The 25,337-nt window shown below is 59.1% G+C and carries 23 protein-coding genes and 1 pseudogene; 15 read left to right on the top strand and 9 right to left on the bottom strand.

Features of this window, described 5'->3' with window-relative positions:
• Positions 1-89 (top strand): annotated as a pseudogene (glnQ, locus tag QK293_RS25605) (glutamine ABC transporter ATP-binding protein GlnQ); the annotation flags it as partial.
• 72 nt (positions 90-161) lie between these two features.
• Here glnQ and QK293_RS25600 read toward each other — a convergent pair.
• Positions 162-1,775 carry a S8 family serine peptidase gene (locus tag QK293_RS25600; protein WP_282382605.1) on the bottom strand — a complete coding sequence of 538 codons (1,614 nt, stop codon included), beginning with the start codon at positions 1,773-1,775 and terminating at the stop codon, positions 162-164.
• A gap of 269 nt (positions 1,776-2,044) precedes the next feature.
• Here QK293_RS25600 and QK293_RS25595 point away from each other — a divergent pair, with 269 nt between their 5' ends.
• The 5 genes from QK293_RS25595 (at position 2,045) to QK293_RS25575 (ending at position 5,983) form a co-directional block, all read left to right on the top strand.
• Positions 2,045-2,704 carry a FadR/GntR family transcriptional regulator gene (locus QK293_RS25595; protein WP_282382603.1) on the top strand — a complete coding sequence of 220 codons (660 nt, stop codon included), beginning with the start codon at positions 2,045-2,047 and terminating at the stop codon, positions 2,702-2,704.
• The gene (locus tag QK293_RS25590) at positions 2,694-4,001 is read left to right on the top strand and encodes a CynX/NimT family MFS transporter (protein ID WP_282382601.1); all 1,308 of its coding nucleotides are present in this window, start codon (positions 2,694-2,696) and stop codon (positions 3,999-4,001) included. Before QK293_RS25595 ends, QK293_RS25590 begins: the two co-directional genes overlap by 11 nt.
• A gap of 136 nt (positions 4,002-4,137) precedes the next feature.
• Positions 4,138-4,608, top strand: a complete 471-nt coding sequence (locus QK293_RS25585; protein WP_282382598.1) for a nuclear transport factor 2 family protein — start codon at positions 4,138-4,140, stop codon at positions 4,606-4,608.
• Between the two features lie 40 nt (positions 4,609-4,648).
• Positions 4,649-4,960 (top strand): GIY-YIG nuclease family protein, encoded by a 312-nt coding sequence (locus QK293_RS25580; protein WP_282382594.1) that lies wholly within the window; start codon positions 4,649-4,651, stop codon positions 4,958-4,960.
• Positions 4,961-5,047: 87 nt separating this feature from the next.
• The gene (locus QK293_RS25575; protein WP_282382590.1) at positions 5,048-5,983 is read left to right on the top strand and encodes a glutathione S-transferase family protein; all 936 of its coding nucleotides are present in this window, start codon (positions 5,048-5,050) and stop codon (positions 5,981-5,983) included.
• A 26-nt stretch (positions 5,984-6,009) separates the two neighbouring features.
• Here QK293_RS25575 and QK293_RS25570 read toward each other — a convergent pair whose 3' ends face one another.
• Positions 6,010-6,360: a glutaredoxin family protein gene (locus tag QK293_RS25570; protein WP_282382588.1), complete on the bottom strand. Its 351-nt coding sequence runs from the start codon at positions 6,358-6,360 to the stop codon at positions 6,010-6,012.
• Positions 6,360-7,364, bottom strand: a complete 1,005-nt coding sequence (gene yejK / locus QK293_RS25565) for a nucleoid-associated protein YejK (protein ID WP_282382583.1) — start codon at positions 7,362-7,364, stop codon at positions 6,360-6,362. Before yejK ends, QK293_RS25570 begins: the two co-directional genes overlap by 1 nt.
• 394 nt (positions 7,365-7,758) lie before the next feature.
• On the opposite strand from yejK, the gene QK293_RS25560 reads away from it, so the two are divergent.
• Complete coding sequence (locus tag QK293_RS25560) at positions 7,759-8,040, top strand: HU family DNA-binding protein (RefSeq protein WP_007905514.1); 282 nt, start codon at positions 7,759-7,761, stop codon at positions 8,038-8,040.
• A 102-nt stretch (positions 8,041-8,142) separates the two neighbouring features.
• Here the strand turns inward: QK293_RS25560 and rlmF are convergent, their stop codons facing one another.
• The 5 genes from rlmF to QK293_RS25535 all read right to left on the bottom strand — a co-directional run bounded on the left by rlmF (position 8,143) and on the right by QK293_RS25535 (position 14,820).
• Positions 8,143-9,165, bottom strand: coding sequence for a 23S rRNA (adenine(1618)-N(6))-methyltransferase RlmF (gene rlmF / locus QK293_RS25555; RefSeq protein ID WP_282382578.1), 1,023 nt, complete (start codon positions 9,163-9,165; stop codon positions 8,143-8,145).
• 234 nt (positions 9,166-9,399) lie between these two features.
• On the bottom strand, positions 9,400-12,246 hold the full coding sequence (locus QK293_RS25550) for a valine--tRNA ligase (RefSeq protein WP_282382576.1): 2,847 nt from the start codon (positions 12,244-12,246) through the stop codon (positions 9,400-9,402).
• A gap of 199 nt (positions 12,247-12,445) precedes the next feature.
• Positions 12,446-12,832 carry a DNA polymerase III subunit chi gene (locus tag QK293_RS25545; RefSeq protein WP_282382574.1) on the bottom strand — a complete coding sequence of 129 codons (387 nt, stop codon included), beginning with the start codon at positions 12,830-12,832 and terminating at the stop codon, positions 12,446-12,448.
• Between the two features lie 8 nt (positions 12,833-12,840).
• Positions 12,841-13,269: a DNA polymerase III subunit chi gene (locus QK293_RS25540; protein WP_282382572.1), complete on the bottom strand. Its 429-nt coding sequence runs from the start codon at positions 13,267-13,269 to the stop codon at positions 12,841-12,843.
• Positions 13,270-13,329: 60 nt separating this feature from the next.
• A complete protein-coding gene (locus QK293_RS25535; RefSeq protein WP_282382570.1) occupies positions 13,330-14,820 on the bottom strand; it encodes a leucyl aminopeptidase in 1,491 nt (496 codons plus the stop codon).
• A gap of 305 nt (positions 14,821-15,125) precedes the next feature.
• On the opposite strand from QK293_RS25535, the gene lptF reads away from it, so the two are divergent.
• From lptF to pdxJ, 8 genes are all read left to right on the top strand, one after another.
• Positions 15,126-16,244 (top strand): LPS export ABC transporter permease LptF, encoded by a 1,119-nt coding sequence (gene lptF, locus QK293_RS25530; protein ID WP_282382568.1) that lies wholly within the window; start codon positions 15,126-15,128, stop codon positions 16,242-16,244.
• Complete coding sequence (gene lptG / locus QK293_RS25525) at positions 16,237-17,298, top strand: LPS export ABC transporter permease LptG (protein ID WP_282382565.1); 1,062 nt, start codon at positions 16,237-16,239, stop codon at positions 17,296-17,298. The genes lptF and lptG overlap by 8 nt, the downstream gene beginning before the upstream one ends.
• 171 nt (positions 17,299-17,469) lie before the next feature.
• On the top strand, positions 17,470-19,269 hold the full coding sequence (lepA, locus tag QK293_RS25520) for a translation elongation factor 4 (protein ID WP_282382563.1): 1,800 nt from the start codon (positions 17,470-17,472) through the stop codon (positions 19,267-19,269).
• A gap of 5 nt (positions 19,270-19,274) precedes the next feature.
• Complete coding sequence (lepB, locus tag QK293_RS25515) at positions 19,275-20,129, top strand: signal peptidase I (RefSeq protein WP_282382561.1); 855 nt, start codon at positions 19,275-19,277, stop codon at positions 20,127-20,129.
• Positions 20,130-20,313: 184 nt separating this feature from the next.
• Positions 20,314-21,003, top strand: a complete 690-nt coding sequence (gene rnc / locus QK293_RS25510) for a ribonuclease III (protein ID WP_282382559.1) — start codon at positions 20,314-20,316, stop codon at positions 21,001-21,003.
• Positions 20,996-21,898 carry a GTPase Era gene (gene era / locus QK293_RS25505; RefSeq protein ID WP_282382557.1) on the top strand — a complete coding sequence of 301 codons (903 nt, stop codon included), beginning with the start codon at positions 20,996-20,998 and terminating at the stop codon, positions 21,896-21,898. Before rnc ends, era begins: the two co-directional genes overlap by 8 nt.
• 166 nt (positions 21,899-22,064) lie before the next feature.
• Positions 22,065-22,748, top strand: coding sequence for a DNA repair protein RecO (gene recO, locus QK293_RS25500; RefSeq protein WP_282382555.1), 684 nt, complete (start codon positions 22,065-22,067; stop codon positions 22,746-22,748).
• 210 nt (positions 22,749-22,958) lie between these two features.
• Entirely contained in the window at positions 22,959-23,705 is a 747-nt protein-coding gene (gene pdxJ, locus QK293_RS25495; RefSeq protein WP_282382553.1) for a pyridoxine 5'-phosphate synthase, read from the top strand.
• Between the two features lie 30 nt (positions 23,706-23,735).
• On the opposite strand, the gene mltF is transcribed toward pdxJ, so the two are convergent.
• Positions 23,736-25,196: a membrane-bound lytic murein transglycosylase MltF gene (mltF, locus tag QK293_RS25490; RefSeq protein ID WP_282382551.1), complete on the bottom strand. Its 1,461-nt coding sequence runs from the start codon at positions 25,194-25,196 to the stop codon at positions 23,736-23,738.
• Positions 25,197-25,337 lie beyond the last annotated feature (141 nt).

The following is a 25,337-nucleotide window of genomic DNA, read 5'->3' as shown; positions in this document are numbered from 1 at the left end:
AAATCGTCGAACAGGCCGCGCCGAACGACTTCTTCGATAATCCGCAGAATGAGCGTACGAAGCTGTTCCTGAGCCAGATCCTGCATTGATGGGTTGAGTCATAGCGTTAACTCAAAGCCCCGCAGAATTTTCTGCGGGGCTTTTTTGTTCGTGCAGATTCGCTACAGGCGTTCGAGTGCCAGGTGTACGGCACGAAGGGCGTTGAGCCTCCCGTGCCCGTAGTAGTGGCTATGGCCATTGAGGTCATAGTGGCCGAGCGGTCCATCGTCGGCATGCCCGATCTTGTCGCAGCAATCGGCAAGGATTTGTCGCACTGCCTGGCGATCCAGCATCGGGTTGACACCCAGCACAAGCGCAGCCACTCCGGCGGCTCCCGGGCAGGCGCTTGAGGTGCCGCTGAATAAATCGGTGAAGGCGCCATTGCTCGAATCGGCAAACTTGCCACTCAGGTCCGTTGTGCGAACTCCCCGGGTTTGCGGGATTGAAGTGGCGGGTTTGAATTTCGGATCCGGGTGCGGTTGGTCGCCACTGGGAAAGCAGCACCAGAGCGCTTTACCGAAGTCGCTGTAGGCGCTGCGGCGGCTTTGGTCATTGCAGGCGCCGACTGCAATCACCATTGGATGGCTGGAGTAACCATCATTGTCCACACTCTCGTTACCGTTGCCGGCCCCGAAAAAGATGACGCAACCTTTGCCATTGCGGCCCTTGGTCGCAGCATATTCAATGGCCAGACGCGTGCTGGCCGCCAATGGAAACGTTTGGGTGTGTCTGGGATCGGTAGGATCGGCCCAATGACCTTCAGCGGGGCCCCAGCTGCAGGAAATGATGTCAGCCCCATTATCGGCGGCCCAAAAAAAGGCATCGGCTTCAGCGCGTGCACCTAGGGGTTTGGTGAGTTTGAGCGGCATCAGGCGCGCCCGTGGCGCGACCCCACTGGCACCGACCTGGCCATTGGCGCACGCTACGCCCGCGGCCGCTGTTCCGTGGCGTTCGAGGGCGTTTTTCGGTCGTGGGCCTTGTTTGGAATTGCGGCGATCAAAGTTCTGTGCACCGACTATTTTGCCGGGACCGGCGAATTCGGGATGGTCGATATCAATGGCGTCGTCGATGACGGCGATCACTACACCTAGGCCCTGAGCAAACTCATGAGCGGCTTCGACGTTGGCACTCGCGTCGATCTGAGCCTGATAGGTGACCGTGGTTTTTTTCAGGTGCCACTGGTTATCGTGGATGGCCCTGCGTTGTCCCTGGCGCAGTATTTCAGGGTGACAGTATTCGATGTCTTCACGCTCCAGCAGTTTGAGTGTGAGTGAGCACACGTCCGTACCGTGACAGTCTTTGTTGTGAACGAAGAATGCGTTGGCCGCGTAGGGGACTTGTTGCTTGATGGTCATTCCCAGCTCATTGAGTGTGACCAGGCACTGTGTAGGGGTGAGTTGATCAGTGAATTTCAAAAAGATGTTCTCTGTGTAAAGAACGGGTTCTTGAGTAAGAGGATCGACCAGCACACTTGCGGCGAAACGCACGTCTGGCAATTCGCGCAATAAAGCCTTGCGCTTGGACAGATCCGAATCCGGTGGCAGTTTGAAGACCTGTACGTCCGCGTCTTCGATGTGCATCACCCGTTCACTGTCGCCTATCGCCTGATGCGCTTGCTCGCAGCACAGCGCCGAGGCGAGTTTTTTCCCCGCCTGACTGCGTACCGCGATCAGCTCCTGACTTTTCTGCAGAAAGAAAGAGTGACTGTGCTTTTTACCGAAGTTGACTTCTTCCATGGGGTTTTCCATCTGTTTCAAAGTCGCAGACGAAAATGCCTGCGGGGTAAGGTCCTTGAGTCTGAAGGGCGGGAGCACTGTATGAAGTCAGTTCCTGGCCTGAATGGTCGTAGGGCAAATCCTCAATTCGAAGGTGTTTCCGACAGTGGTAATGAAGGTTTTTTCAGTCGTGGTAATCGAATCCTGCTCCTTTGGCGCTTGTTCTCTTGGGTGATGCTGACTAACATGTCAGAAAATTCATCCTATGATTGGATGAAAGGGCGAATCCTATGTCAGACATTTCTCCGCTAGTTAAACGGTCCCTGGTCGACCAGGCCTTGGACCAATTGCGCCTGCGCATCAATCAAGGCGTTTGGGTGGTCGGTCAGCGCTTGCCCACAGAACCTGAACTGTCCGCAGAACTGGGCATCAGCCGTAACACCGTGCGCGAAGCCATGCGCGTGTTGGCGTTTTCCGGGTTGATCGAAATCCGTCAGGGCGATGGCAGCTACCTGCGGGCGGTGGTCGATCCGCTCGACACCCTGAAGGCGTTGTCCCGCTGCTCCCACGAGCAAGCCCGGGAGACTCGGCACATTCTGGAAGTCGAGGCCATCGGTCTGGCTGCACTACGGCGTACCGACGAAGACCTTGTCGCGCTGCGCGAGGCGTTGGGCGTCAGTGGCAGCCACTATCACGGCGATCTCGACACTTATATCGCCTGCGACTTGGTGTTCCACCGCCGTCTGGTGGACGCCGCGCACAACCCGACGCTCAGCGAGTTGTATCGCTATTTCTCCAGCATCGTCGGCGCGCATCTGCGCGAGACCCTGAACATCAGCCCCCGACGCCAGGAGGTGTTCGACCTTCATATCGCACTGCTTGATGCCGTCGAGCAACGCGACCCGGAACGGGCCAAAGCCCTGTCGAGGCAGTTGATCAATGAACCTTGAAACCGAGAATTCCATGTCTGCCAATAACAGCAACATCACGCAACCCAAGCGCACGGCGGAGCTCGAAGAACTGCTGATCGACGCCGAGGCCGATGACGAACAGGTCCAGCAAAGTGAGCCGATCCTGCGGCGTCCGTGGTTGTTGCTGCTGGGCCTGATTCTGGTGGCGCTGAACCTGCGCCCGGCGCTGTCGAGCATGGCGCCGATGCTCAGCGAGGTCTCGAAGACTCTCGGTTTGTCCGCGGCCCAGGCCGGTTTGCTGACGACGTTGCCGGTGCTGTGCCTCGGCTTGTTTGCACCGCTGGCGCCCGTGCTGGCACGACGTTTTGGCGCTGAGCGAGTGGTCCTGGGGATTCTTTTGATGTTGGCCGGCGGGATCATCTTGCGCAGTTCGTTCGGCGAGATCGGCCTGTTTGCCGGGAGCGTGTTGGCCGGTGCCAGCATTGGTGTGATCGGCGTGTTGCTGCCAGGCATCGTTAAACGCGACTTCGCGAAACATGCCGGGACCATGACCGGCGTCTACACCATGGCCCTGTGCCTGGGCGCGGCGATGGCGGCGGGCGCGACCGTGCCGTTGAGCGAGCATTTCGACAAGAGCTGGGCGCTGGGCCTCGGCTTCTGGGTGGTGCCAGCATTGGTCGCGGCGATTTTCTGGTTGCCACAAGTCGGTCAGAAACACGGTGCGCACAACGTCGCCTATCGGGTTCGCGGTCTGTTGCGTGATCCGCTGGCCTGGCAAGTGACGCTCTACATGGGCCTGCAATCTTCTCTGGCTTACATCGTGTTCGGCTGGTTGCCGTCGATCCTGATTGGCCGCGGCCTGACCCCGACCCAGGCCGGCCTGGTGCTCTCGGGTTCTGTCCTTATCCAGTTGGCCAGTTCACTGGCCGCGCCGTGGCTGGCGACCCGCGGCAAGGATCAGCGTCTGGCGATCGTTATCGTCATGCTACTGACCCTTGGCGGTTTATTCGGTTGCCTCTACGCACCGATCGAAGGCTTGTGGGGCTGGGCGATCCTGCTCGGTCTGGGGCAGGGTGGTACGTTCAGTCTGGCGCTGACGCTGATTGTGCTGCGCTCGCGGGACTCGCATGTCGCGGCGAACCTGTCGAGCATGGCCCAGGGCTTTGGTTACACCCTGGCGTCCATGGGGCCGTTCGCGGTCGGTATCGTGCATGACTGGACCGGCGGCTGGAACGCCCTGGGCTGGATCTTCGGCATCATTGGCCTCGGGGCGATTATCGCCGGCCTCGGTGCCGGACGTTCGCTGTACGTCCAGGTCGAAAGCGAAAAGGTCTGACACCCGCGCACTGTCGGTATTCGGCCCACGAATGCCGATAGTGTTCCAGGCGTTTGTTGACTATCGTGCAGGCAGTCTTTTGAAACCACTTTGCACCTCTATTTGCACCTCTATTTGCACATCAGGGAGCCTGCCCATGAGTGATGCCCACAGCGCATTGATCACCCAGTTCTACCAAGCCTTCCAGCGGCTGGATGCCGAGGCCATGAGTGCCTGCTATACCGATGACGTGGTGTTCAGTGATCCAGCGTTCGGCGAGCTGCATGGCCGCGATGCCGGCGACATGTGGCGCATGCTCACCACCCGGGCCAAGGACTTTTCCCTGACGTTCGATAACGTGCGCAGCGATGAGCGCACGGGCGGTGCCCATTGGGTGGCAACGTACCTGTTCAGCCAGACCGGCAACACGGTGGTCAACGATATTCAGGCTCGCTTCTTTTTTCGCGATGGCAAGATCTGCGAGCATCACGACAGCTTCGACATGTGGACTTGGTCTCGACAGGCGCTGGGCACTAAAGGTCTGCTGCTGGGCTGGACGCCGTTGGTGAGAAACGCCGTTCGTGCTCAGGCCTTGAAGGGGCTGAAGGCATTCCAGGCCAGTCGCTGATAAGATCGCGGCTTGTTTCCTTTCAAGCCTTGATCGTCACGTGAACACCCTCTGCGAAATCTCCGTCGATGCCGATACGCCGGTGAGCAAACCCTGGTTCGTCTACCTCGTACGCGCGGCCAATGGTTCGCTCTACTGCGGGATCAGCGATGATCCCGTGCGCCGATTCGCCACTCACCAGAGCGGCAAGGGTGCGCGATTCTTCCTCTCCAGCCCAGCCGTGGCCTTGGTTTACACCGAAGTTTGTCGCGACAAAAGCGAAGCGCTGCGTCAGGAACGCTTGATCAAAAAACTCAAGAAAAGCGCCAAGGAATGTCTGGTGACGACCTTTTCTGCGGGCTTATCAATCTGAATGATCAGTGCCCATCAGGCAGATCTGTAGGCTGCTGGCGTATTGCGCGCTAAGCTGCGGATTCCTTTCCCAGCGGCGGAGCCGAGCATGTCAGAGTTAATTCTTCATCATTACCCGACGTCCCCTTTCGCCGAAAAGGCCCGCCTGCTGCTGGGTTTCAAGGGGCTGTCCTGGCGCTCGGTGAAGATCTCGCCGGTGATGCCAAAACCTGATCTGACGGCGTTGACCGGCGGCTACCGCAAGACACCGGTGTTGCAGATTGGCGCAGATATCTATTGCGACACGTCGCTGATCGCCCGCCGTCTGGAACAGGAAAAAGCCTTGCCGGCGTTCTTCCCGGAAGGTCAGGAAATGATCGCCGCGACGTTCGCAGCGTGGGCAGATTCTGTGGTGTTCCAGCATGCAGTGAGCCTGGTGTTTCAGCCGGAATCGGTGGCCGTGCGCTTTGGCGCATTACCGCCAGAGGCGATCAAGGCATTCATGGCCGATCGCGCCGGGCTGTTCAGTGGAGGCAGCGCTACACGTTTGTCCGCAGAGCAGGCCAAGCATCAATGGCCGACGATCATGGGACGTCTGGAGCAGCAGCTTCAGCGCGAACAGGGCGACTTCCTGTTCGGCGAGCCGTCGATTGCCGACTTTGCCCTGGCCCATCCGCTGTGGTTCCTCAAAGCCACACCGGTAACTTCACCGTTGGTTGATGCCTATCCCGCGGTCAGCGCATGGTTCGGGCGCGTGATGGGCTTCGGTCATGGCGCGTTCAGCGAGATGACGTCCGAGGAGGCGCTGGAGGTCGCGCGTAATGCCACACCGGCCGCATTGCCGGATGAGCAGTTCGATGAGCCGAACGGGTTTGAGGTGGGCCAATTGGTGGTGATTGCGGCCACTGACTACGGCGTTGATTCGGTGGCCGGTGAGCTGCTGTTTGCGGGGCGTGAGGAATTGATTTTGCGCCGTGAAGACGAGCGTGGCGGGTTGGTGCATGTGCATTTTCCGCGGTTCGGGTTCCGCATCGAGGCACGCTGACACAAGTATTAATTACCCCGATCGAATTATTTTAGGGCCGCGAGAATCGCATCCGGGTCATACCCGCGAATCAACGTCCCGTTCACATCGATGATCGGAATCCCGCCGCCACCCAGCGCCTCATAAGCCTTGCGCGCCTCGGCATCTTTCTCGATATCGAATTCCTTGTACGGAATGCCTTTCTGGTCGAGAAAGCGCCGGGTCAATTTGCAGTATCCGCACCATTCGGTGGCGTAGAGCACGACGTTGGCCTTGGCCTGAGTCTGCTCGGACACCACTTGCGCCGGGTGGAACACCCGCTCGATCTTGCCCCAGTTCTGATAAACCACGACCACCAGCAAGATCAGCAGGATTTTCTTCAGCACGCCACCGAGCATCAGTTACGTCGCTTGAGCTGGTCGGTGAGTTGGGTCGGCAGGCCTTTGATGATCAGCGTGCCGGCTTCTTCGTCGTATTCGATCTTCGAGCCCAACAGGTGCGCTTCGAAGCTGATCGACAGGCCTTCGGCGCGACCGGTGAAGCGACGGAACTGGTTGAGGGTGCGCTTATCTGCCGGGATCTCCGGCGACAGGCCATAGTCTTTGCTGCGAATGTGGTCGTAGAAGGCTTTCGGGCGTTCTTCGTCGATCAGCTCCGAGAGTTCTTCCAGGCCCATGGGTTCGCCCATTTTTGCCTGACTGCTGGCGTAATTCACCAGAGTCTTGGTTTTCTCGCGGGCGGATTCTTCCGGCAGGTCTTCGCTTTCGACGAAGTCGCTGAACGCCTTGAGCAAGGTGCGGGTTTCGCCCGGGCCGTCGACGCCTTCCTGGCAGCCGATGAAGTCGCGGAAATACTCCGAAACCTTTTTGCCGTTCTTGCCTTTGATGAACGAAATGTACTGCTTGGACTGCTTGTTGTTCTGCCATTCGGAGACGTTGATCCGCGCCGCCAGATGCAGTTGGCCCAAATCCAGATGCCGGGACGGGGTCACGTCCAGCTGATCGGTCACTGCAACGCCTTCACTGTGGTGCAGCAGGGCGATCGCCAGGTAGTCGGTCATGCCTTGTTGGTAATGCGCAAACAGCACATGACCGCCCACAGAGAGGTTCGACTCTTCCATCAGCTTTTGCAGATGTTCTACCGCCACACGGCTAAACGCGGTGAAATCCTTGCCGCCATCGAGGTATTCCTTCAGCCAGCCGCTGAACGGATGCGCCCCGGACTCGGCATGGAAGAAACCCCAGGCCTTGCCTTGTTTGGCGTTGTAGCTCTCGTTGAGGTCGGCAAGCATGTACTCGATGGCGCTCGACTCGGGCAGTGCTTCGTCGCGAGCATGGAGAACTGCTGGTGTGCCGTCGGGTTTTTTGTCGATCAGGTGGACGATGCAATGACGGATCGGCATGGGCTTCTCGGCTGATTGAAGAGAGGAGGGCGTGCTCCCCGAAAAAGCGCTCAGTGTACCGCAACCACTGGTTTCGGCGCGGCACGAAGGGCGATTCGCGGGTGTCCGATGACGCTTATGCTGTTTTTTACGGTTTTAGGGTAATAAAGCTGACCATTTGGGTAGCTAGAGGCGGATATTTCCCCGTCTCTGTGCTAGTTTTGGCCGGTCTTACGCGAAGTCACTGCGTTAAGCGTGCATTCAGCATTTGTCAGGTCGAACCAAACCCTGATTTCGGTATCTATAACCCCGATCCCGTGGTTATTGGCCGAGGGTGCCAGATCCAGAAGATCTGGCTCGATGGCTGACACTGCACTCTGCAATCCATATGAATTTGATAGGGAAGGAACACTACATGGCTCTTACTAAAGACCAACTGATCGCCGACATCGCTGAAGCTATCGACGCGCCAAAAACCACCGCGCGTAATGCTTTGGACCAACTGGGCCAAATCGTTGCCGATCAGCTGGAAAACGGCGGCGAAATCACTCTGCCAGGTATCGGCAAACTGAAAGTGACCGAGCGTCCTGCCCGTACTGGCCGCAACCCTTCGACTGGCGCTGCCATCGAAATCGCTGCCAAGAAAGTTATCAAGCTGGTTGTGGCCAAAGGCCTGACCGACGCTGTTAACAAGTAAGACGCAGTAAAAAAAACCGTGCTCCGGAGCAATCCGGGCACGGTTTTTTTGCGTCTGCGATTCAGCGATTGACCAGGGGCCAATCGCTGTTTCAGTTGCTACTCAGCTTTTGCGAGCCCAGCGTTCGCGCCAGGTTTGTTGCTCGGATTTGGTTTGGAAGGTCCAGGCGACGAAGCGGCTTTGCTTCTGCCCTTGGGACATTTCCACGACCTGGCTTTCCAGTACGCCCGCCTTTTTCAGCGCCGTCTGGATCGCCGGCAGGTTCGAGGCCTTCGAAACCAGGGTGCTGAACCACAGTACTTTGTGCTGGAAATGGGCGCTTTCGGCGATCAATTGCGTCACAAACCGTGCTTCGCCGCCTTCACACCACAGTTCGGCCGATTGACCGCCAAAGTTCAGCACTGGCAGCTTGCGTTTCGGGTCGGCACGGCCCAGCGCGCGCCATTTACGCTCGCTGCCCTTGGTGGCCTCGTCCATAGATGCGTGGAACGGCGGGTTGCACATGGTCAGGTCAAAGCGTTCGCCGGGTTCCAGCAGGCCCAGCAGAATGTGCTTGGGATTGCTTTGCAGACGCAACTGGATGGCTTTGTTCAGCCCGTTCGACTGCACGATGGCTTTGGCAGCGGCCACGGCCGTCGGGTCGACTTCCGAGCCGAGGAAGTGCCAGCGGTAGTCGCTGTAGCCGATCAGCGGATAGACGCAGTTTGCGCCCATGCCGATATCGAGCACCTTGACCGGCGCGCCGCGCGGGATCTCGCCGTCGTTGACGCTGGCCAGCAGGTCGGCCAGGAAATGCACGTAATCGGCACGGCCCGGAACCGGGGGGCAGAGGTAATCGGCCGGGATGTCCCAGTGGGCGATGCCATAGAACGATTTGAGCAGCGCCCGGTTGAACACACGCACCGCGTCCGGGCTGGCGAAGTCGATACTTTCCTTGCCATACGGGTTGATGATCACGAACTTCGCCAGTTCCGGCGTGGTTTTGATCAACGCCGGGAAGTCGTAACGACCCTGATGGCGGTTGCGCGGATGCAGGCTGGCCTTCTCACGAGGCTCCACGGCTTTGGCCGGGGTGGCGGTGTCAGGCTTCTTGCGCGCAGGTCTTGGTGTACGGGGGGCGTTCATGGGCGTTGTCGATTCGGGTATGGCTAAAAGTGGCGGGTATTGTCCCACAGTCGATGGCAACGCGGGGATCCTCCCGTAGGAGCGAGGCTTGCCCGCGAAGGACGCGACATGGTCAATCAGGTAGACCGCGTTATCGTTCTTCGCGGGCAAGCCTCGCTCCTACAGAAAGCGAAAAGGGGCAGGCACAAAAAAGGGAGGCCATTTCGGGCCTCCCTTGTTCATTGCGATTTGCCGTTACAGGCTGGCAATCCGCGCATGCTGCTCCGCCAATTTGCCCAAAGCCTGTTCAGCCTCGGCCAGTTTGGCGCGTTCCTTGTCGATGACTTCGGCTGGAGCCTTGTCGACGAAGCCAGCGTTGGACAGCTTGCCACCCACGCGCTGAACTTCGCCCTGCAGACGCAGGATTTCCTTGTCAAGACGCGCCAGCTCGGCATCTTTATCGATCAGGCCAGCCATCGGCACCAGCACTTCCATCTCGCCGACCAGAGCCGTGGCGGACAGCGGCGCTTCTTCGCCGGCGGCCAACACGGTGATCGATTCGAGGCGAGCCAGCTTCTTCAGCAAGGCTTCGTTCTCGGTGAGACGACGCTGATCTTCGGCGCTGACGTTTTTCAGGAACAGGTTCAGCGGCTTGCCTGGACCGATGTTCATTTCGCCACGGATGTTGCGCGTGCCGAGCATCAACTCCTTGAGCCATTCGATGTCGTTCTCGGCGGCCGGATCGATGCGCTCTTCATTGGCCACTGGCCAGGGTTGCAGCATGATCGTCTTGCCTTCGATACCGGCCAGCGGCGCGATGCGCTGCCAGATTTCTTCGGTGATGAACGGCATGAACGGGTGCGCCAGACGCAGGGCAACTTCCAGCACCCGAACCAGCGTGCGACGTGTGCCACGTTGACGCTCGATCGGACCGTTCTCGTCCCACAGCACAGGCTTGGAGAGTTCCAGGTACCAGTCGCAATACTGGTTCCAGATGAACTCGTACAAGGCTTGCGCGGCCAGGTCGAAACGGAACTGATCGAGTTGACGGGTCACTTCGGCTTCGGTGCGTTGCAGCTGCGAAATGATCCAGCGATCCGCCAGCGACAGCTCGTAAGCCTCGCCGTTCTGGCCGCAGTCTTCGCCCTTGTCCAGCACGTAGCGCGCGGCGTTCCAGATCTTGTTACAGAAGTTGCGATAGCCTTCAACGCGGCCCATGTCGAACTTGATGTCGCGACCGGTGGAGGCCAGCGAGCAAAAGGTGAAACGCAGGGCGTCAGTGCCGTAGCTGGCGATGCCGTCGGCGAATTCGTCGCGGGTCTGCTTCTCGATCTTCTTCGCCAGTTTCGGCTGCATCATGCCGGAGGTGCGTTTCTGCACCAGCGCTTCCAGCTCGATACCGTCGATGATGTCCAGCGGGTCCAGAACGTTGCCCTTGGACTTGGACATCTTCTGGCCCTGGCCATCGCGCACCAGACCGTGAACATAAACGGTCTTGAACGGAACCTGCGGCGTGCCGTCTTCGTTCTTCACCAAGTGCATGGTGAGCATGATCATCCGGGCAACCCAGAAGAAAATGATGTCGAAGCCGGTGACCAGCACGTCGGTGGAATGGAATTTCTTCAGGAATTCGGTCTGCTCAGGCCAGCCGAGCGTGGAGAACGTCCACAGGCCGGAACTGAACCAAGTGTCGAGAACGTCGTTGTCCTGTTGCAGGGCAATGTCCGGGCCGAGGTTGTGCTTGGCACGGACTTCGGCTTCGTCGCGACCGACATAGACCTTGCCCGACTCGTCGTACCAGGCCGGAATCCGGTGGCCCCACCACAGCTGACGGCTGATGCACCAATCCTGGATGTCGCGCATCCACGAGAAGTACATGTTTTCGTATTGCTTGGGCACGAACTGAATGCGGCCGTCTTCAACGGCGGCAATCGCAGGCTCGGCCAATGGCTTGGTCGACACGTACCACTGGTCGGTCAGCCATGGCTCGATGATGGTCCCGGAACGGTCGCCTTTCGGCACTTTCAGGGCGTGATCGTTGACGCTGACCAAGAGGCCGGCAGCATCGAACGCAGCAACGATCTGCTTGCGCGCTTCAAAACGGTCGAGGCCGGCGTATTCGGCCGGGATCTTGCCGTCGATGCTTTCGTTGAGCGTGCCGTCGAGGTTGAACACCTGACAGGCCGGCAATACAGCGGCGTTCTTGTCGAAGATGTTCAGCAGCGGCAGGTGGTGGCGCTTGCCAACTTCGTAGTCGTTGAAATCGTGGGCCGGGGTGATTTTCACGCAGCCGGTGCCGAATTCTGGATCGCAGTAATCGTCGGCGATGATCGGAATGCGGCGGCCGACCAGCGGCAGCTCGACAAATTTGCCGATCAGGGCCTGGTAGCGTTCATCGTTCGGGTTAACCGCTACGGCGGCGTCGCCGAGCATGGTTTCCGGACGAGTGGTCGCGACGATCAGGTAATCGTTGCCTTCAGCGGTCTTGGCACCGTCGGCCAGCGGGTATTTCAGGTTCCACAGGAAACCTTTCTCATCGTGGTTTTCCACTTCGAGGTCGGAAATCGCCGTGTGCAGCTTGGTGTCCCAGTTGACCAGGCGCTTGCCGCGGTAGATCAGGCCGTCTTCGTGCAGACGCACAAAGGCTTCTTTCACCGATTCCGAGAGGCCATCGTCCATGGTGAAGCGCTCGCGGCTCCAGTCCACGGACGAGCCGAGGCGTCGGATCTGACGGCTGATGTTGCCGCCAGACTGATCCTTCCATTCCCAGACTTTATCGAGGAATTTTTCGCGGCCCAGATCGTGACGATTCTGGCCCTGGGCTTCGAGTTGACGCTCCACCAGCATTTGCGTGGCGATACCGGCGTGGTCGGTACCCGGTTGCCAAAGGGTGTTGCGACCCTGCATGCGACGGAAACGGATCAGGGCGTCCATGATCGCGTTGTTGAAGCCGTGACCCATGTGCAGGCTGCCGGTGACGTTCGGCGGCGGGATCATAATGGTGTAGGACTCGCCCGCGCCTTGCGGGGCGAAGTAATTCTCTGACTCCCAGGTGTTGTACCAGGAAGTTTCAATGGCGTGCGGCTGGTAGGTCTTATCCATGCGCGGCGGGACCCTATTGGCATTTATTCAGGAAAAGCCGGCAAGTATAGCGGGGCATGGGGCGTAGGGCGAGCAGGTGCAGACAGGGCGCAGAACTAATGTGGGAGCGAGCTTGCTCGCGATGAGGGCATAACATTCAACATCTCTGCTGGCTGTTACATCGCTATCGAGCAAGCTCGCTCCCACAGGGGATGGGGGGTTACTCGTACTGGCTCAACAACCGTTCCATCCGCGCGCTGAGGCGGCGTTTGATTTCGGTTTCGATGTGCGGCGCGAAGTCGTCGATCACGTCTTGCATGATCAATTGCGCGGCGGCGCGCAGTTCGCTGTCCAGGTGCAGCAGGTCGTCGGGACCCCCGCTGGCGGAGGGTGCCGGTTGGGCGGCAGGAGCGGGCGCAGCCGGTGCGAGGGTTGGCGGGTTGACGCCGACCATATCGAACAGCATCGGAATCTGTTCCTGATCACCTTCCTCGACCGTGTCGGTGAGCAAGGGTGGTTGCAGGTTGTCATCGCCGAGCAGTTGGCGGATCGACTCGAGGTCGTCCAGCATGTGCGCGGACTTTTGTTGCGGTTTTGGAGTGTCCATCGGAATGCTCAGAGTCGCTGTAAACGGTGATCTTGCAGAGGATAGCCCTGTTCGCGGTAGAAGCGGAAACTCTCCCGCGCAGCCGTACGAATGGTCGGATCTTCCACCACCACTTCCGCCACGCGGGCGAACCGGTTGGCAAAGGCCGGGACCTTCAAGTCGAGGTTGACCAGCAGGTCCTGATGCTGACCGCAGTCATCGCCAAGACCCAGCACAATCAAACCGTCGGGCTCATTTTCAGCAGGGCCATGAGGCACGAAGCTTTCGCCCTTGAAGGCCCACAGACGCGCATCGAGATCGTCGCGCTGTGCAGCATCGCTGCAATGCAGATAGATGCGGTGGCCCATGCGCCAGGCTTTTTCGGTGAGTTTGCAGGCGAAATCCAGCCGTGCCGAAGGATCGGCGCTGGGCAGGATATAGAAGTCGACTTTGGTCATTGCGGTTCCTGAGCCAAGGTCGGCGTCACGCGAAAGTGGCGCCGACCGAGGTCATCGGTTTCAGGCTTTGGCGCGATCCAGCAGGTACTGGGTCAGCAGGGGAACCGGACGGCCAGTGGCGCCCTTGTCCTTGCCGCCGCTGGTCCAGGCTGTGCCGGCGATGTCCAGGTGCGCCCAGTTGAGGTTCTTGGTGAAGCGCGACAGGAAGCAGGCCGCGGTGATGGTGCCGGCTTTCGGACCGCCAATGTTGGCGATGTCGGCGAACGGGCTGTCCAGCTGTTCCTGGTACTCGTCGAACAGCGGCAGTTGCCAGGCACGGTCATCGGCCGATTGGCCGGCGCTCAGCAGCTGGCCGATCAGCTCGTCGTTGTTACCCAGCAGGCCGGACGTGTGGGAGCCCAGCGCGACGACGCAAGCGCCGGTCAGGGTCGCGATGTCGATCACCGCTTGTGGCTTGAAGCGCTCGGAGTAGGTCAGGGCGTCGCACAGCACCAGACGGCCTTCGGCGTCGGTGTTGAGGATTTCCACGGTCTGGCCGCTCATCGTGGTGACGATGTCGCCAGGACGCGAAGCATTGCCGCTTGGCATGTTCTCGGCGCACGCGAGGATGCACACCAGGTTGATCGGCAGTTTCAGCTCGAGCACGGCACGCAGGGTGCCGAATACGCTGGCAGCGCCGCCCATGTCGTACTTCATTTCATCCATGCCGGCGCCTGGCTTCAGGCTGATGCCGCCCGTGTCAAAGGTGATGCCTTTGCCGACCAGTGCGTACGGTTTCTCGGATTTCTTGCCGCCGTTGTATTGCATGACGATCAGGCGCGGTGGCTGGGCGCTGCCCTGGCCGACGGCGTAGAACGAGCCCATGCCCAGGTCCTTGATCTTCTTCTCATCCAGGACTTCGACTTTCAGGCTCTTGAATTCTTTGCCCAGGTCTTTGGCTTGCTCACCCAGGAACGTCGGGTGGCAGATGTTCGGCGGCAGGTTGCCCAGGTTGCGGGTGAATGCCATGCCGTTGGCGATGGCGGTGGCGTGGGCCACGGCGCGCTCGACTTCAGCCTGGGCAGCCTTGATGGTCACCAGGGTGACTTTCTTCAGGGCGCGCGGTTCGGCTTTCTGGCTCTTGAACTGGTCGAAGGTGTACTCGCCGTCCACCAGGGTTTCCGCCAGCAGGCGGGTCTTGCCGTAGCTGTCGCGGCCTTTGACCACCACTTCGTCCAGGGCCAGCACCGCATCGCTGCCGCCCAGGCCTTTAAGGGTGTTGAGGATGCCGGCGATGATTTTACGGAACGGGCGGTCGCCCAGTTCTTCGTCCTTGCCTACGCCCACCAGCAGCACGCGCTCGGCCTTGAGGTTCGGCAGGCTGTGCAGCAACAGACTCTGACCGACTTTGCCCGCCAAGTCGCCGCGCTTGAGCACAGCGCTGATGGCGCCACCGCTCAGTTCGTCGAGTTGTTTGGCGACAGCGCCGAGCTTGCGGCCTTCGCCGACGGCGACTACCAGAGTGGCGGTTTTCAACGTTTCTGGGCTAACGCTTTTTACAACCAGTTCCATGTCCGGGTCCCTGAATTAATAGTCAACACGCAAGTGTTCGATGGCATGCGTTCGAGCTTGCTTATAAATAGAAAGACGCAGGTCACGGCCTGCAACAAAGGCCGCAGTTTGAACCTCGTGCCCCGAGCCTGACAACCCTCGGTTGTACGATCTTCAACGCTTTAGCCGCCTGCTTGAGCGTGCGCAGTGACAGGCGCGCTCAATCACAGGATAATGCGCATCTTTTTCGGCGGCTCTGCCCTTCGAGCCGGCTGATGCGTTTGCTTGTTTGGCCGCCTTAGCCTGACAACCCTGGAGTGTCTGGTTTGATCGTCTTCCGTTATCTATCCCGCGAAGTCCTGTTGACCTTGAGCGCCGTCAGCGCTGTGCTGCTGGTCATCATCATGAGCGGTCGCTTCATCAAATACCTCGCCCAGGCGGCCTCTGGCCTCCTGGATCCGGGCTCGCTATTCCTGATCATGGGCTTCCGTCTGCCGGGTTTCCTGCAGCTGATTTTGCCTCTGGGCCTGTTTCTCGGAATCCTGCTGGCCTACGGTCGCCTGTACCTTGAAAGTGAAATGACCGTGCTGTCGGCCACCGGCATGAGCCAGCAGCGTCTATTTACCATGACCCTTTTTCCGGCCACCCTGGTTGCACTGGTGGTGGCGTGGCTGAGCCTGAGCCTGGCGCCACAAGGCGCCAACCAATTCCAGTTGCTGTTGAACAAGCAGGATGCCCTGACCGAGTTCGACACCCTGGAACCGGGCCGCTTCCAGGCTTTGCGTGACGGCACGCGGGTGACCTACACCGAAACGCTGTCGGATGACCGCGTCAACCTCGGCGGCGTCTTCATTTCGCAAAAGAACGTCTCGTCCGATAAGAAGGACCGTGGAATTTCCGTGCTGGTGGCCGAGAGGGGCCGTCAGGAAATTCGCCCCGACGGTAACCGTTACCTGATTCTCGACAACGGCTATCGCTATGACGGCAATCCGGGTCAGGCCGACTACCGGGCGATCAAGTACGACGAGTACGGCGTATTGCTGCCCAAGCCGGACGTCAGTGACGAAGTGACCGACCGTGACGCAATGACCACCGCCTCGTTGCTGGGCAGTGACGACATCCGTTCGCGTACCGAATTGCAATGGCGTCTGTCCTTGCCATTGCTGGTCTTCATCGTGACCTTGATGGCGGTGCCGTTATCGCGGGTCAACCCGCGTCAGGGCCGTTTCCTCAAGCTGCTGCCGGCGATTCTTCTTTATATGGCTTACCTGTCCATCCTGATTGCCGCTCGCGGCGCCCTTGAAAAGGGCAAGATCCCGCCTGCTCTGGGGTTGTGGTGGGTGCATGCAATCTTCCTGGCCATCGGCCTGGGCTTGCTCTATTGGGAACCCTTGCAGCTGAAGCTGGCGAGTCGCCGCAGCGCGCAGGAGGTGGCTCGTGGATAAGCTCGATCGCTACATTGGTAGCAGCGTGTTCGTGGCGATTCTGGCGGTACTGGGGATCATTCTCGGTCTGGCAACACTGTTTGCTTTCATCGATGAAATGAGTGACGTCAGCGACACCTACACCTTGGTCGACGTGTTGAGTTATGTCCTGTTGACCGCGCCGCGCCGTCTTTACGACATGTTGCCAATGGCAGCGCTGATCGGTTGCCTGATCGGCCTCGGCAGTCTGGCCAGTCACAGCGAGCTGACCATCATGCGCGCTGCGGGCGTGTCGATCGGGCGAATCGTCTGGGCGGTCATGAAGCCGATGCTGATCCTGATGGTGGTGGGTGTGCTGATCGGCGAATACGTTGCGCCGGCCACCGAAGTCACCGCTCAGGCCAATCGCTCCCTGGCTCAGGGCGGGGGCGATGCGCAAAGCGCCAAGCATGGTTTGTGGCATCGCCAGGGTGATGAGTTTATTCACGTCAACTCTGTGCAACCCAACGGTCTGCTGTACGGCGTCACCCGTTATCGTTTCGACAAAGAGCGTCATATGCTGTCTTCCAGCTTCGCCAAGCGAGCGAAGTTCGATCAGGATCACTGGCAGTTGAGCGACGTCACCACCACGTTGTTCCATGAAAAGAGCACTGAAGTGGTCACCGCCCCGGTCGAGCGCTGGAATGTCGCCTTGAGCCCGCAGTTGTTGAGTACCGTGGTCATGTCGCCTGACACGCTGTCGATTAGCGGTCTGTGGGGTTACATCCACTACCTGGCTGATCAGGGCCTGAACAATGGTCGTTACTGGCTGGCATTTTGGGTCAAGGTGTTGCAGCCGCTGGTTACCGCCGCGCTGGTGCTGATGGCGATTTCCTTCATCTTCGGTCCGTTGCGCTCGGTGACCCTCGGGCAGCGGGTGTTCACTGGCGTGCTGGTGGGCTTCACCTTCCGCATCGTTCAGGATCTGCTCGGTCCTTCGAGCCTGGTCTTCGGTTTCTCGCCACTGTTTGCGGTACTTGTTCCGGCGGGTGTTTGTGCCTTGGCCGGGGTCTGGTTATTGCGCAGGGCCGGTTGATCAGGGGTTTCTACTGACCTTGCTGGCCACTCAAAACGCCCCTGTCGCAAGACCGGGGCGTTTTTGTAACCGCCGTCTGACCTGCGAACGTGACGCTTGCGCCGTGGATCAGGTACAATTCCCGGCTATTTTTCGGCGGGCTATGCCTGCAGCCTTTTTGAGTGTTGATCCGTGAGTGATTTGAGTCATATCCGCAATTTCTCCATCATCGCCCACATTGACCATGGCAAGTCGACGCTGGCCGATCGCTTCATCCAGATGTGTGGCGGCCTCGCCGAGCGCGAAATGGAAGCCCAGGTTCTGGACTCCATGGACCTGGAACGTGAACGCGGGATCACCATCAAGGCCCACAGCGTCACCCTGTATTACACCGCTCGCGATGGCATCAAGTACCAGCTGAACTTCATTGACACCCCGGGCCACGTTGACTTCACCTATGAAGTCAGCCGGTCGCTGGCGGCCTGTGAAGGCGCGTTGCTGGTGGTCGATGCCGGTCAGGGCGTTGAAGCGCAGTCGGTTGCCAACTGCTACACGGCGATCGAGCAGGGCCTGGAAGTCATGCCGGTCCTGAACAAGATCGACCTGCCTCAGGCCGATCCGGACCGCGTCAAAGAAGAAATCGAAAAAATCATCGGTATCGATGCCACCGATGCGGTCGAGTGCAGTGCCAAGACCGGTCTGGGCGTCGACGAAGTACTCGAGCGCCTGGTCAAGACCATTCCTGCGCCAACCGGCAACTATGAAGCTCCGCTGCAAGCGTTGATCATCGATTCCTGGTTCGACAACTACCTGGGCGTTGTTTCCCTGGTGCGCGTGCGCCACGGTCGCGTGAAGAAGGGCGACAAGATCCTGGTTAAATCCACCGGCAAGATCCACTTGGTGGACAGCGTCGGTGTGTTCAACCCGAAACACACCGCCACCGTCGACCTGAAGGCCGGCGAAGTGGGCTTCATCATCGCCGGCATCAAGGACATCCACGGTGCACCGGTGGGTGACACCCTGACCTTGAACACCACGCCAGACGTCGACGTGTTGCCCGGTTTCAAACGTATTCAGCCGCAGGTGTACGCCGGCCTGTTCCCGGTCAGCTCCGACGACTTCGAAGATTTCCGTGAAGCCCTGCAAAAGCTCACGCTCAACGACTCGTCCCTGCAATACACCCCGGAAAGCTCCGACGCCCTGGGCTTCGGTTTCCGTTGCGGGTTCCTCGGCATGCTGCACATGGAAATCATCCAGGAGCGCCTGGAGCGTGAGTACGACCTGGACCTGATCACCACGGCGCCGACGGTAATTTTCGAGCTGTTGCTGAAAACCGGTGAAACGATTTACGTCGACAACCCGTCGAAGCTTCCAGACCTGTCCTCGATCGAGGACATGCGTGAACCCATCGTGCGGGCCAATATTCTTGTGCCGCAAGAGCACCTGGGCAACGTCATTACCCTGTGCATCGAGAAGCGTGGCGTACAGCACGACATGCTGTTCCTCGGTACTCAGGTTCAAGTGACCTACGATTTGCCGATGAACGAAGTGGTCCTGGACTTCTTCGACCGTCTGAAATCCACCAGCCGTGGCTATGCTTCGCTGGATTACCATTTCGATCGTTATCAATCGGCTAATCTGGTGAAACTGGATGTGCTGATCAACGGTGACAAAGTCGACGCCCTGGCGTTGATCGTGCACAAGGATAGCGCGCACTACAAAGGTCGCCAGTTGACCGAGAAGATGAAAGAACTGATTCCACGTCAGATGTTCGACGTCGCAATCCAGGCCGCCATTGGTGGGCAGATTATTGCGCGGACCTCTGTCAAGGCGCTCAGAAAGAACGTATTGGCCAAATGCTACGGTGGTGACGTTAGCCGTAAGCGCAAGCTGTTGGAAAAGCAAAAGGCCGGTAAGAAACGCATGAAGCAAGTCGGCAACGTGGAAATTCCACAAGAAGCCTTCCTTGCAGTGCTCAGGTTGGATAGTTAGGTCCTATGTCACTAAATTTCCCGCTGTTGCTGGTCATCGCCGTGTTCGTCTGCGGCCTGTTGGCGTTGCTCGATCTGCTGTTCCTGGCGCCACGGCGCCGGGCTGCCATCAGCTCCTATCAGGGGAGTGTCAGCCAGGCTGACAGGGTGGTCGTCGAGAAACTGAACAAAGAGCCGCTGCTGGTCGAATACGGCAAGTCGTTCTTCCCGGTGTTGTTCATCGTGCTGGTACTGCGTTCGTTCCTGGTGGAACCGTTCCAGATTCCTTCCGGCTCGATGAAACCGACCCTGGACGTTGGCGACTTCATCTTGGTGAACAAGTTTTCTTACGGGATCCGCTTGCCGGTGATCGACAAGAAAGTCATCGAAGTGGGTGATCCACAGCGCGGCGATGTGATGGTGTTCCGCTACCCGAGCGATCCGAACGTCAACTACATTAAACGTGTGGTGGGCCTGCCGGGTGACCAGATTCGTTACACCGCCGACAAGCGTCTGTTCGTCAACGGTGAGTCGATTGCCGAACAACGGGTCGGCTCCGAGCCGGGCACGTTGGGCAGCGCTGAGCTCTACAAGGAAAAACTTGGCGTCGCCGAGCACCTGATCCGCAAGGAAATGAGCCGTTACCGCGCAACGCCGGACCATTCGTGGACCGTGCCGGCCGGGCACTACTTCATGATGGGCGACAACCGCGACAACTCGAACGACAGTCGCTACTGGGATGATCCGAGTATTCCCAAGGACCTGCTGGGCATGGTTCCCGACAAGAATATCGTCGGCAAGGCCTTCGCAGTCTGGATGAGCTGGCCGGAACCTAAACTCAGTCACCTGCCGAATTTCTCGCGGGTTGGCCTGATCAAGTAATCACACTCGGCGCTGTTGAACACAGCGCCGAATGCATTTCTGGAACCGGCACAATCGGCGCCAGAAGCATGAAAACAATGATATTCAGGACGTAATTTTTGAACACAGCGTTAATTGTCCCAAGCCTGCGCCGCATTACGGCGATGGCGGTGGAATCCAACCACGAACTCAGCGTGGGTAAACCGTGAGCGTCTCCTTAAGCCGTCTCGAGCGTCAGCTCGGCTACACCTTCAAGGATCAGGAACTGATGGTCCTGGCCCTGACTCACCGCAGCTTTGCCGGGCGTAACAACGAACGCCTGGAATTCCTCGGTGATGCCATCCTTAACTTCGTCGCTGGCGAGGCGCTGTTCGATCGCTTCCCGTTGGCCCGCGAAGGCCAGTTGTCGCGTTTGCGCGCACGCCTGGTGAAAGGCGAGACCCTGGCCGTACTGGCCCGCGGTTTCGATCTGGGCGAATACCTGCGCCTGGGTTCCGGTGAATTGAAAAGCGGCGGTTTCCGTCGCGAGTCGATTCTGGCCGATGCCCTTGAAGCGCTGATCGGTGCGATCTACCTGGACGCCGGCATGGACATGGCACGCGAACGCGTGCTGGCCTGGCTGACCGGGGAGTTCGAAGGCCTGACACTGGTCGACACCAACAAAGATCCAAAAACCCGCCTGCAAGAGTTCCTGCAATCGCGGGGTTGTGAACTGCCGCGTTACGAAGTGGTGGATATCCAGGGTGAGCCGCATTGCCGGACGTTCTTCGTCGAATGTGAAATCACCTTACTGAATGAAAAAAGCCGAGGTCAGGGTGTGAGTCGTCGTATTGCCGAACAGGTAGCGGCGGCCGCAGCACTGATTGCCCTGGGCGTGGAGAATGGCCATGACTGATTCAACTGCAACTCGCTGTGGCTATGTCGCCATCGTCGGCCGTCCCAATGTGGGCAAGTCCACGCTGCTGAACCACATCCTCGGTCAGAAGCTGGCGATCACCTCGCGCAAGCCTCAGACCACTCGCCACAACATGCTCGGTATCAAGACCGAAGGCAGCGTGCAGGCGATCTACGTCGACACCCCCGGCATGCACAAAGGTGGCGAGAAAGCCCTGAACCGCTACATGAACAAGACCGCTTCGGCCGCGTTGAAAGACGTCGATGTGGTGATCTTCGTGGTTGACCGCACCAAGTGGACCGACGAAGACCAGATGGTCCTCGAGCGCGTTCAATACGTGACCGGCCCGCTGATCGTGGCGCTGAACAAGACCGATCGCATCGAAGACAAATCCGAGCTGATGCCGCACCTGACCTGGTTGCAGGAACAGTTGCCGAACGCGCAGATCATGCCGATCTCGGCCCAGCACGGGCACAACCTCGAAGCGCTGGAGCGGGTGATTGCCGGCTACCTGCCGGAAAACGATCACTTCTTCCCGGAAGACCAGATTACCGACCGTAGCAGCCGCTTCCTCGCCGCTGAACTGGTGCGCGAGAAAATCATGCGCCAGATGGGCGCCGAGCTGCCGTACCAGATCACCGTCGAAATCGAAGAGTTCAAGCAGCAGGGCAAAACCCTGCACATCCATGCCTTGATCCTCGTTGAGCGCGACGGCCAGAAGAAAATCATCATTGGCGACAAGGGCGAGCGGATCAAACGCATCGGCACCGAGGCGCGCAAGGACATGGAATTGCTGTTCGATTCCAAGATCATGCTCAACCTTTGGGTCAAGGTGAAAGGCGGCTGGTCCGACGATGAGCGCGCCCTGCGTTCGCTGGGTTACGGCGACCTGTAACTCCGGTTCCTGATACACCAGGGAACCCCTGTGGGAGCGAGCTTGCGCGCGATAGCGGTCTGCCAGTCAACATCCATGTTGAACATCAGGCCCTCATCGCGAGCAAGCTCGCTCCCACATTGGTTTTGGGTTGTTTGTAAAACTGCGTTCCGTTACTGAGAACTCCATGTCCCAACCCATCGGCCAACCCGCTTTCGTGCTTCACAGCCGCGCCTACCGCGAAAGTAGCGCGTTGGTGGATTTCCTCACGCCGCAAGGTCGGCTGCGGGCGGTATTGCGCAGTGCGCGGGGCAAGGCCGGGACGCTGGCGCGGCCTTTTGTGCCGCTGGAAGTCGAGTTCCGTGGCCGTGGTGAATTGAAGAACGTCGGTCGCATGGAAAGCGCTGGCGTTTCCACCTGGCTCAACGGTGAGGCGCTGTTCAGCGGTCTCTACCTCAATGAGTTGTTGATTCGCCTGTTGCCTTCAGAAGATCCCCATCCCGAAGTCTTCGATCATTACGCTGCGACCCTGCTTGCGCTGGCCGAAGGCCGACCGCTGGAGCCGTTGTTGCGTTCCTTCGAATGGCGGCTGCTTGACGACTTGGGTTACGGCTTTGCCCTGACCACTGACCTCCACGACGAGCCCATCGCGCCGGACGGTCTCTACCGTTTGCAGGTGGACGCCGGACTTGAGCGGGTTTACCTGCTGCAACCCGGTTTGTTCAACGGTACCGAGCTGTTGGCCATGGCCGATGCAGATTGGTCAGCTCCTGGCGCGCTATCAGCAGCCAAGCGCTTGATGCGTCAGGCATTGGCCGTTCATCTGGGCGGCCGTCCCTTGGTCAGTCGCGAGTTGTTTCGCAAGCCGTAGGGTCTGTTGGCGCTTGGTGATGGCCGCGACGGGCGCCCACTTGGCGCAGGGCTGCGTTGCTCGGAGCTTATTTGGAACAACCAAACTACGTTCCTCGCGCCTTGCCCTGCACCAAGTGGTCATCCCGTCACGGCCATCACCAAGCGTCAACAGACCCTATCTCCCCGTGTATGCTGTGCGCCGAACTTTTCCATTTTCAGGAGCGCTTCCGTGACCACCAGCAATCGCATTCTTCTTGGCGTGAACATCGACCACGTTGCCACCCTGCGTCAGGCCCGGGGCACGCGCTATCCGGATCCGGTCAAGGCAGCACTGGACGCGGAAGAGGCGGGCGCTGACGGCATCACCGTGCACCTGCGCGAAGACCGTCGGCACATTCAAGAGCGCGACGTGCTGCTGCTCAAGGATGTACTGCAAACCCGCATGAACTTCGAAATGGGCGTTACCGAAGAGATGATGGTGTTCGCCGAGCGGATTCGTCCGGCGCATATTTGCCTGGTGCCGGAAACCCGTCAGGAGCTGACGACCGAAGGCGGCCTGGACGTGGCGGGGCAGGAAGTACGGATTAAAGCAGCGGTGGATCGCCTGTCAAAGATCGGCTGTGAAGTGTCGCTGTTCATTGATGCTGACGAGCGGCAGATCGAAGCGTCCCGTCGTGTCGGCGCGCCCGCCATCGAGCTGCATACCGGTCGTTACGCCGATGCCGAGACGCCGACTGAAGTGGCTGAAGAGCTCAAGCGTGTGGCGGATGGCGTGGCGTTTGGTCTGGCTCAAGGCCTGATCGTCAATGCCGGCCATGGTTTGCACTATCACAACGTTGAAGCGGTCGCGGCGATCAAGGGCATCAACGAACTGAACATCGGCCATGCGCTGGTGGCGCATGCGTTGTTCGTTGGGTTCAAGTCGGCTGTTTCGGAGATGAAGGCATTGATTCTAGCTGCGGCTTTGAAAGGCTAAATCGGCGGCGTCTTTGAAGGCAGCGAAGATTTAGAGCTGCGGGGTTTCCTGATTCGGCTTGGTCTTGTCGACCCCCGGCACATGCAGGTTGCCTTCGGCGACCTGATTGCCTTCAAGTTGCGGCTGCGTCACCCACGTCAGGATGTCGTAGTAGCGGCGGATGTTCGCCACGAAGTGAACGGGTTCGCCGCCACGGGCGTAGCCGTAACGGGTTTTGCTGTACCACTTCTTCTCTGACAAACGCGGCAGGATCTTCTTCACGTCCAGCCACTTGTCCGGGTTCAAGCCTTCCTTGGCCGCCAGTTTGCGTGCGTCATCCAGGTGGCCGCTGCCAACGTTGTAGGCCGCCAGTGCAAACCATGTGCGATCCGGCTCCTGGATCGACTCATCCAACTGATCCTTCACGTAGGCCAGGTACTTGGCGCCGCCCATGATGCTTTGTTTGGGGTCCAGTCGATTGGAAACGCCCATGGCCTGCGCGGTGTTCTGGGTCAGCATCATCAGGCCGCGCACGCCGGTCTTCGACGTGACGGCCGCTTGCCATAACGATTCCTGATAGCCGACCGCGGCCAGCAGGCGCCAATCGACTTTCTCTTTCTTGGCGTACGCCTTGAAGTGCTGTTCGTATTTGGGCAGCCGTTGCTGCAAGTGCTGGGCGAAGGTATAGGCGCCCACGTAGCCGAGAACATCGACGTGCCCGTAATAGCGGTCTTTCAGACGTTGCAGGGTGCCGTTCTTCTTCACCTTGTCGAGGTAGGCGTTGATCTCGTTGAGCAAGCTATTGTCGTCGCCAGAGGCCACGGCCCAGCTCTGGTTGCTGGCGTCACCGAGGTCGAAGGCGACCCGCACCTTGGGGAAGTAGACCTGGTTCATCGCCACTTCGTTTGAGTCGACCAGGGTCAGATCAATCTGACCTTCATCGACCATCCGCAGCAGGTCGACGACTTCAACGGCGTCGGACTCTTCGTAATCAATGCCGGGGTATTTCTTTTTCAGCTCCGCCAACTGCTCGGCGTGGGTGCTGCCCTTGAGCACCATGATCTTCTTGCCCACCAGATCCTTCGCATCGGTGGGCCGCGATTGGCCGTTGCGATAGATAATCTGCGGGGTGACTTCGAGATAAGAGTGGGAAAACCGAACCTGCTTTTTGCGTACTTCGCTGCTGACCAGGCCGGCAGCAGCGATCACTGGGCCGTTGGGTTTGCCCACCTGATTGAACAGGTCGTCGAGGTTGTCGGCGGTTTCGATTTTGAGTTCCACCCCCAGATCGTCGGCGAAGCGCTTCACCAGCTCGTATTCGAAGCCGGTTTCACCGTTGCGATCCTGAAAGTAGGTGGCGGGGCTGTTACGGGTAACCACCCGCAGCACGCCGTCCTCCTTTAGGCGCTCCAGCGTGTTGGGTTTATCAACACAGCCACTGAGCATCAGGAAGAGTCCGGTTGCGATCAGCCATTTGGCGTACCGCGGACGCAAAGCCGTTGGGGAAAACATCTGCGCAGTATACGCAAAGGACCACGAGCGCCATATCTCGACAGCGAAGGGCTTGTCTGCTAGAGAGCGATAAACCCGCGTGAAGCCCGCAGGAATGGGCTCGGACGCTAATGTGTGACAGCAAAATAACCCCTGGCCCCC

This window comes from Pseudomonas sp. AL03 (assembly GCF_029960815.1).
GTDB lineage: Bacteria > Pseudomonadota > Gammaproteobacteria > Pseudomonadales > Pseudomonadaceae > Aquipseudomonas.
This window is presented reverse-complemented; position numbering and strand designations above follow the sequence as displayed.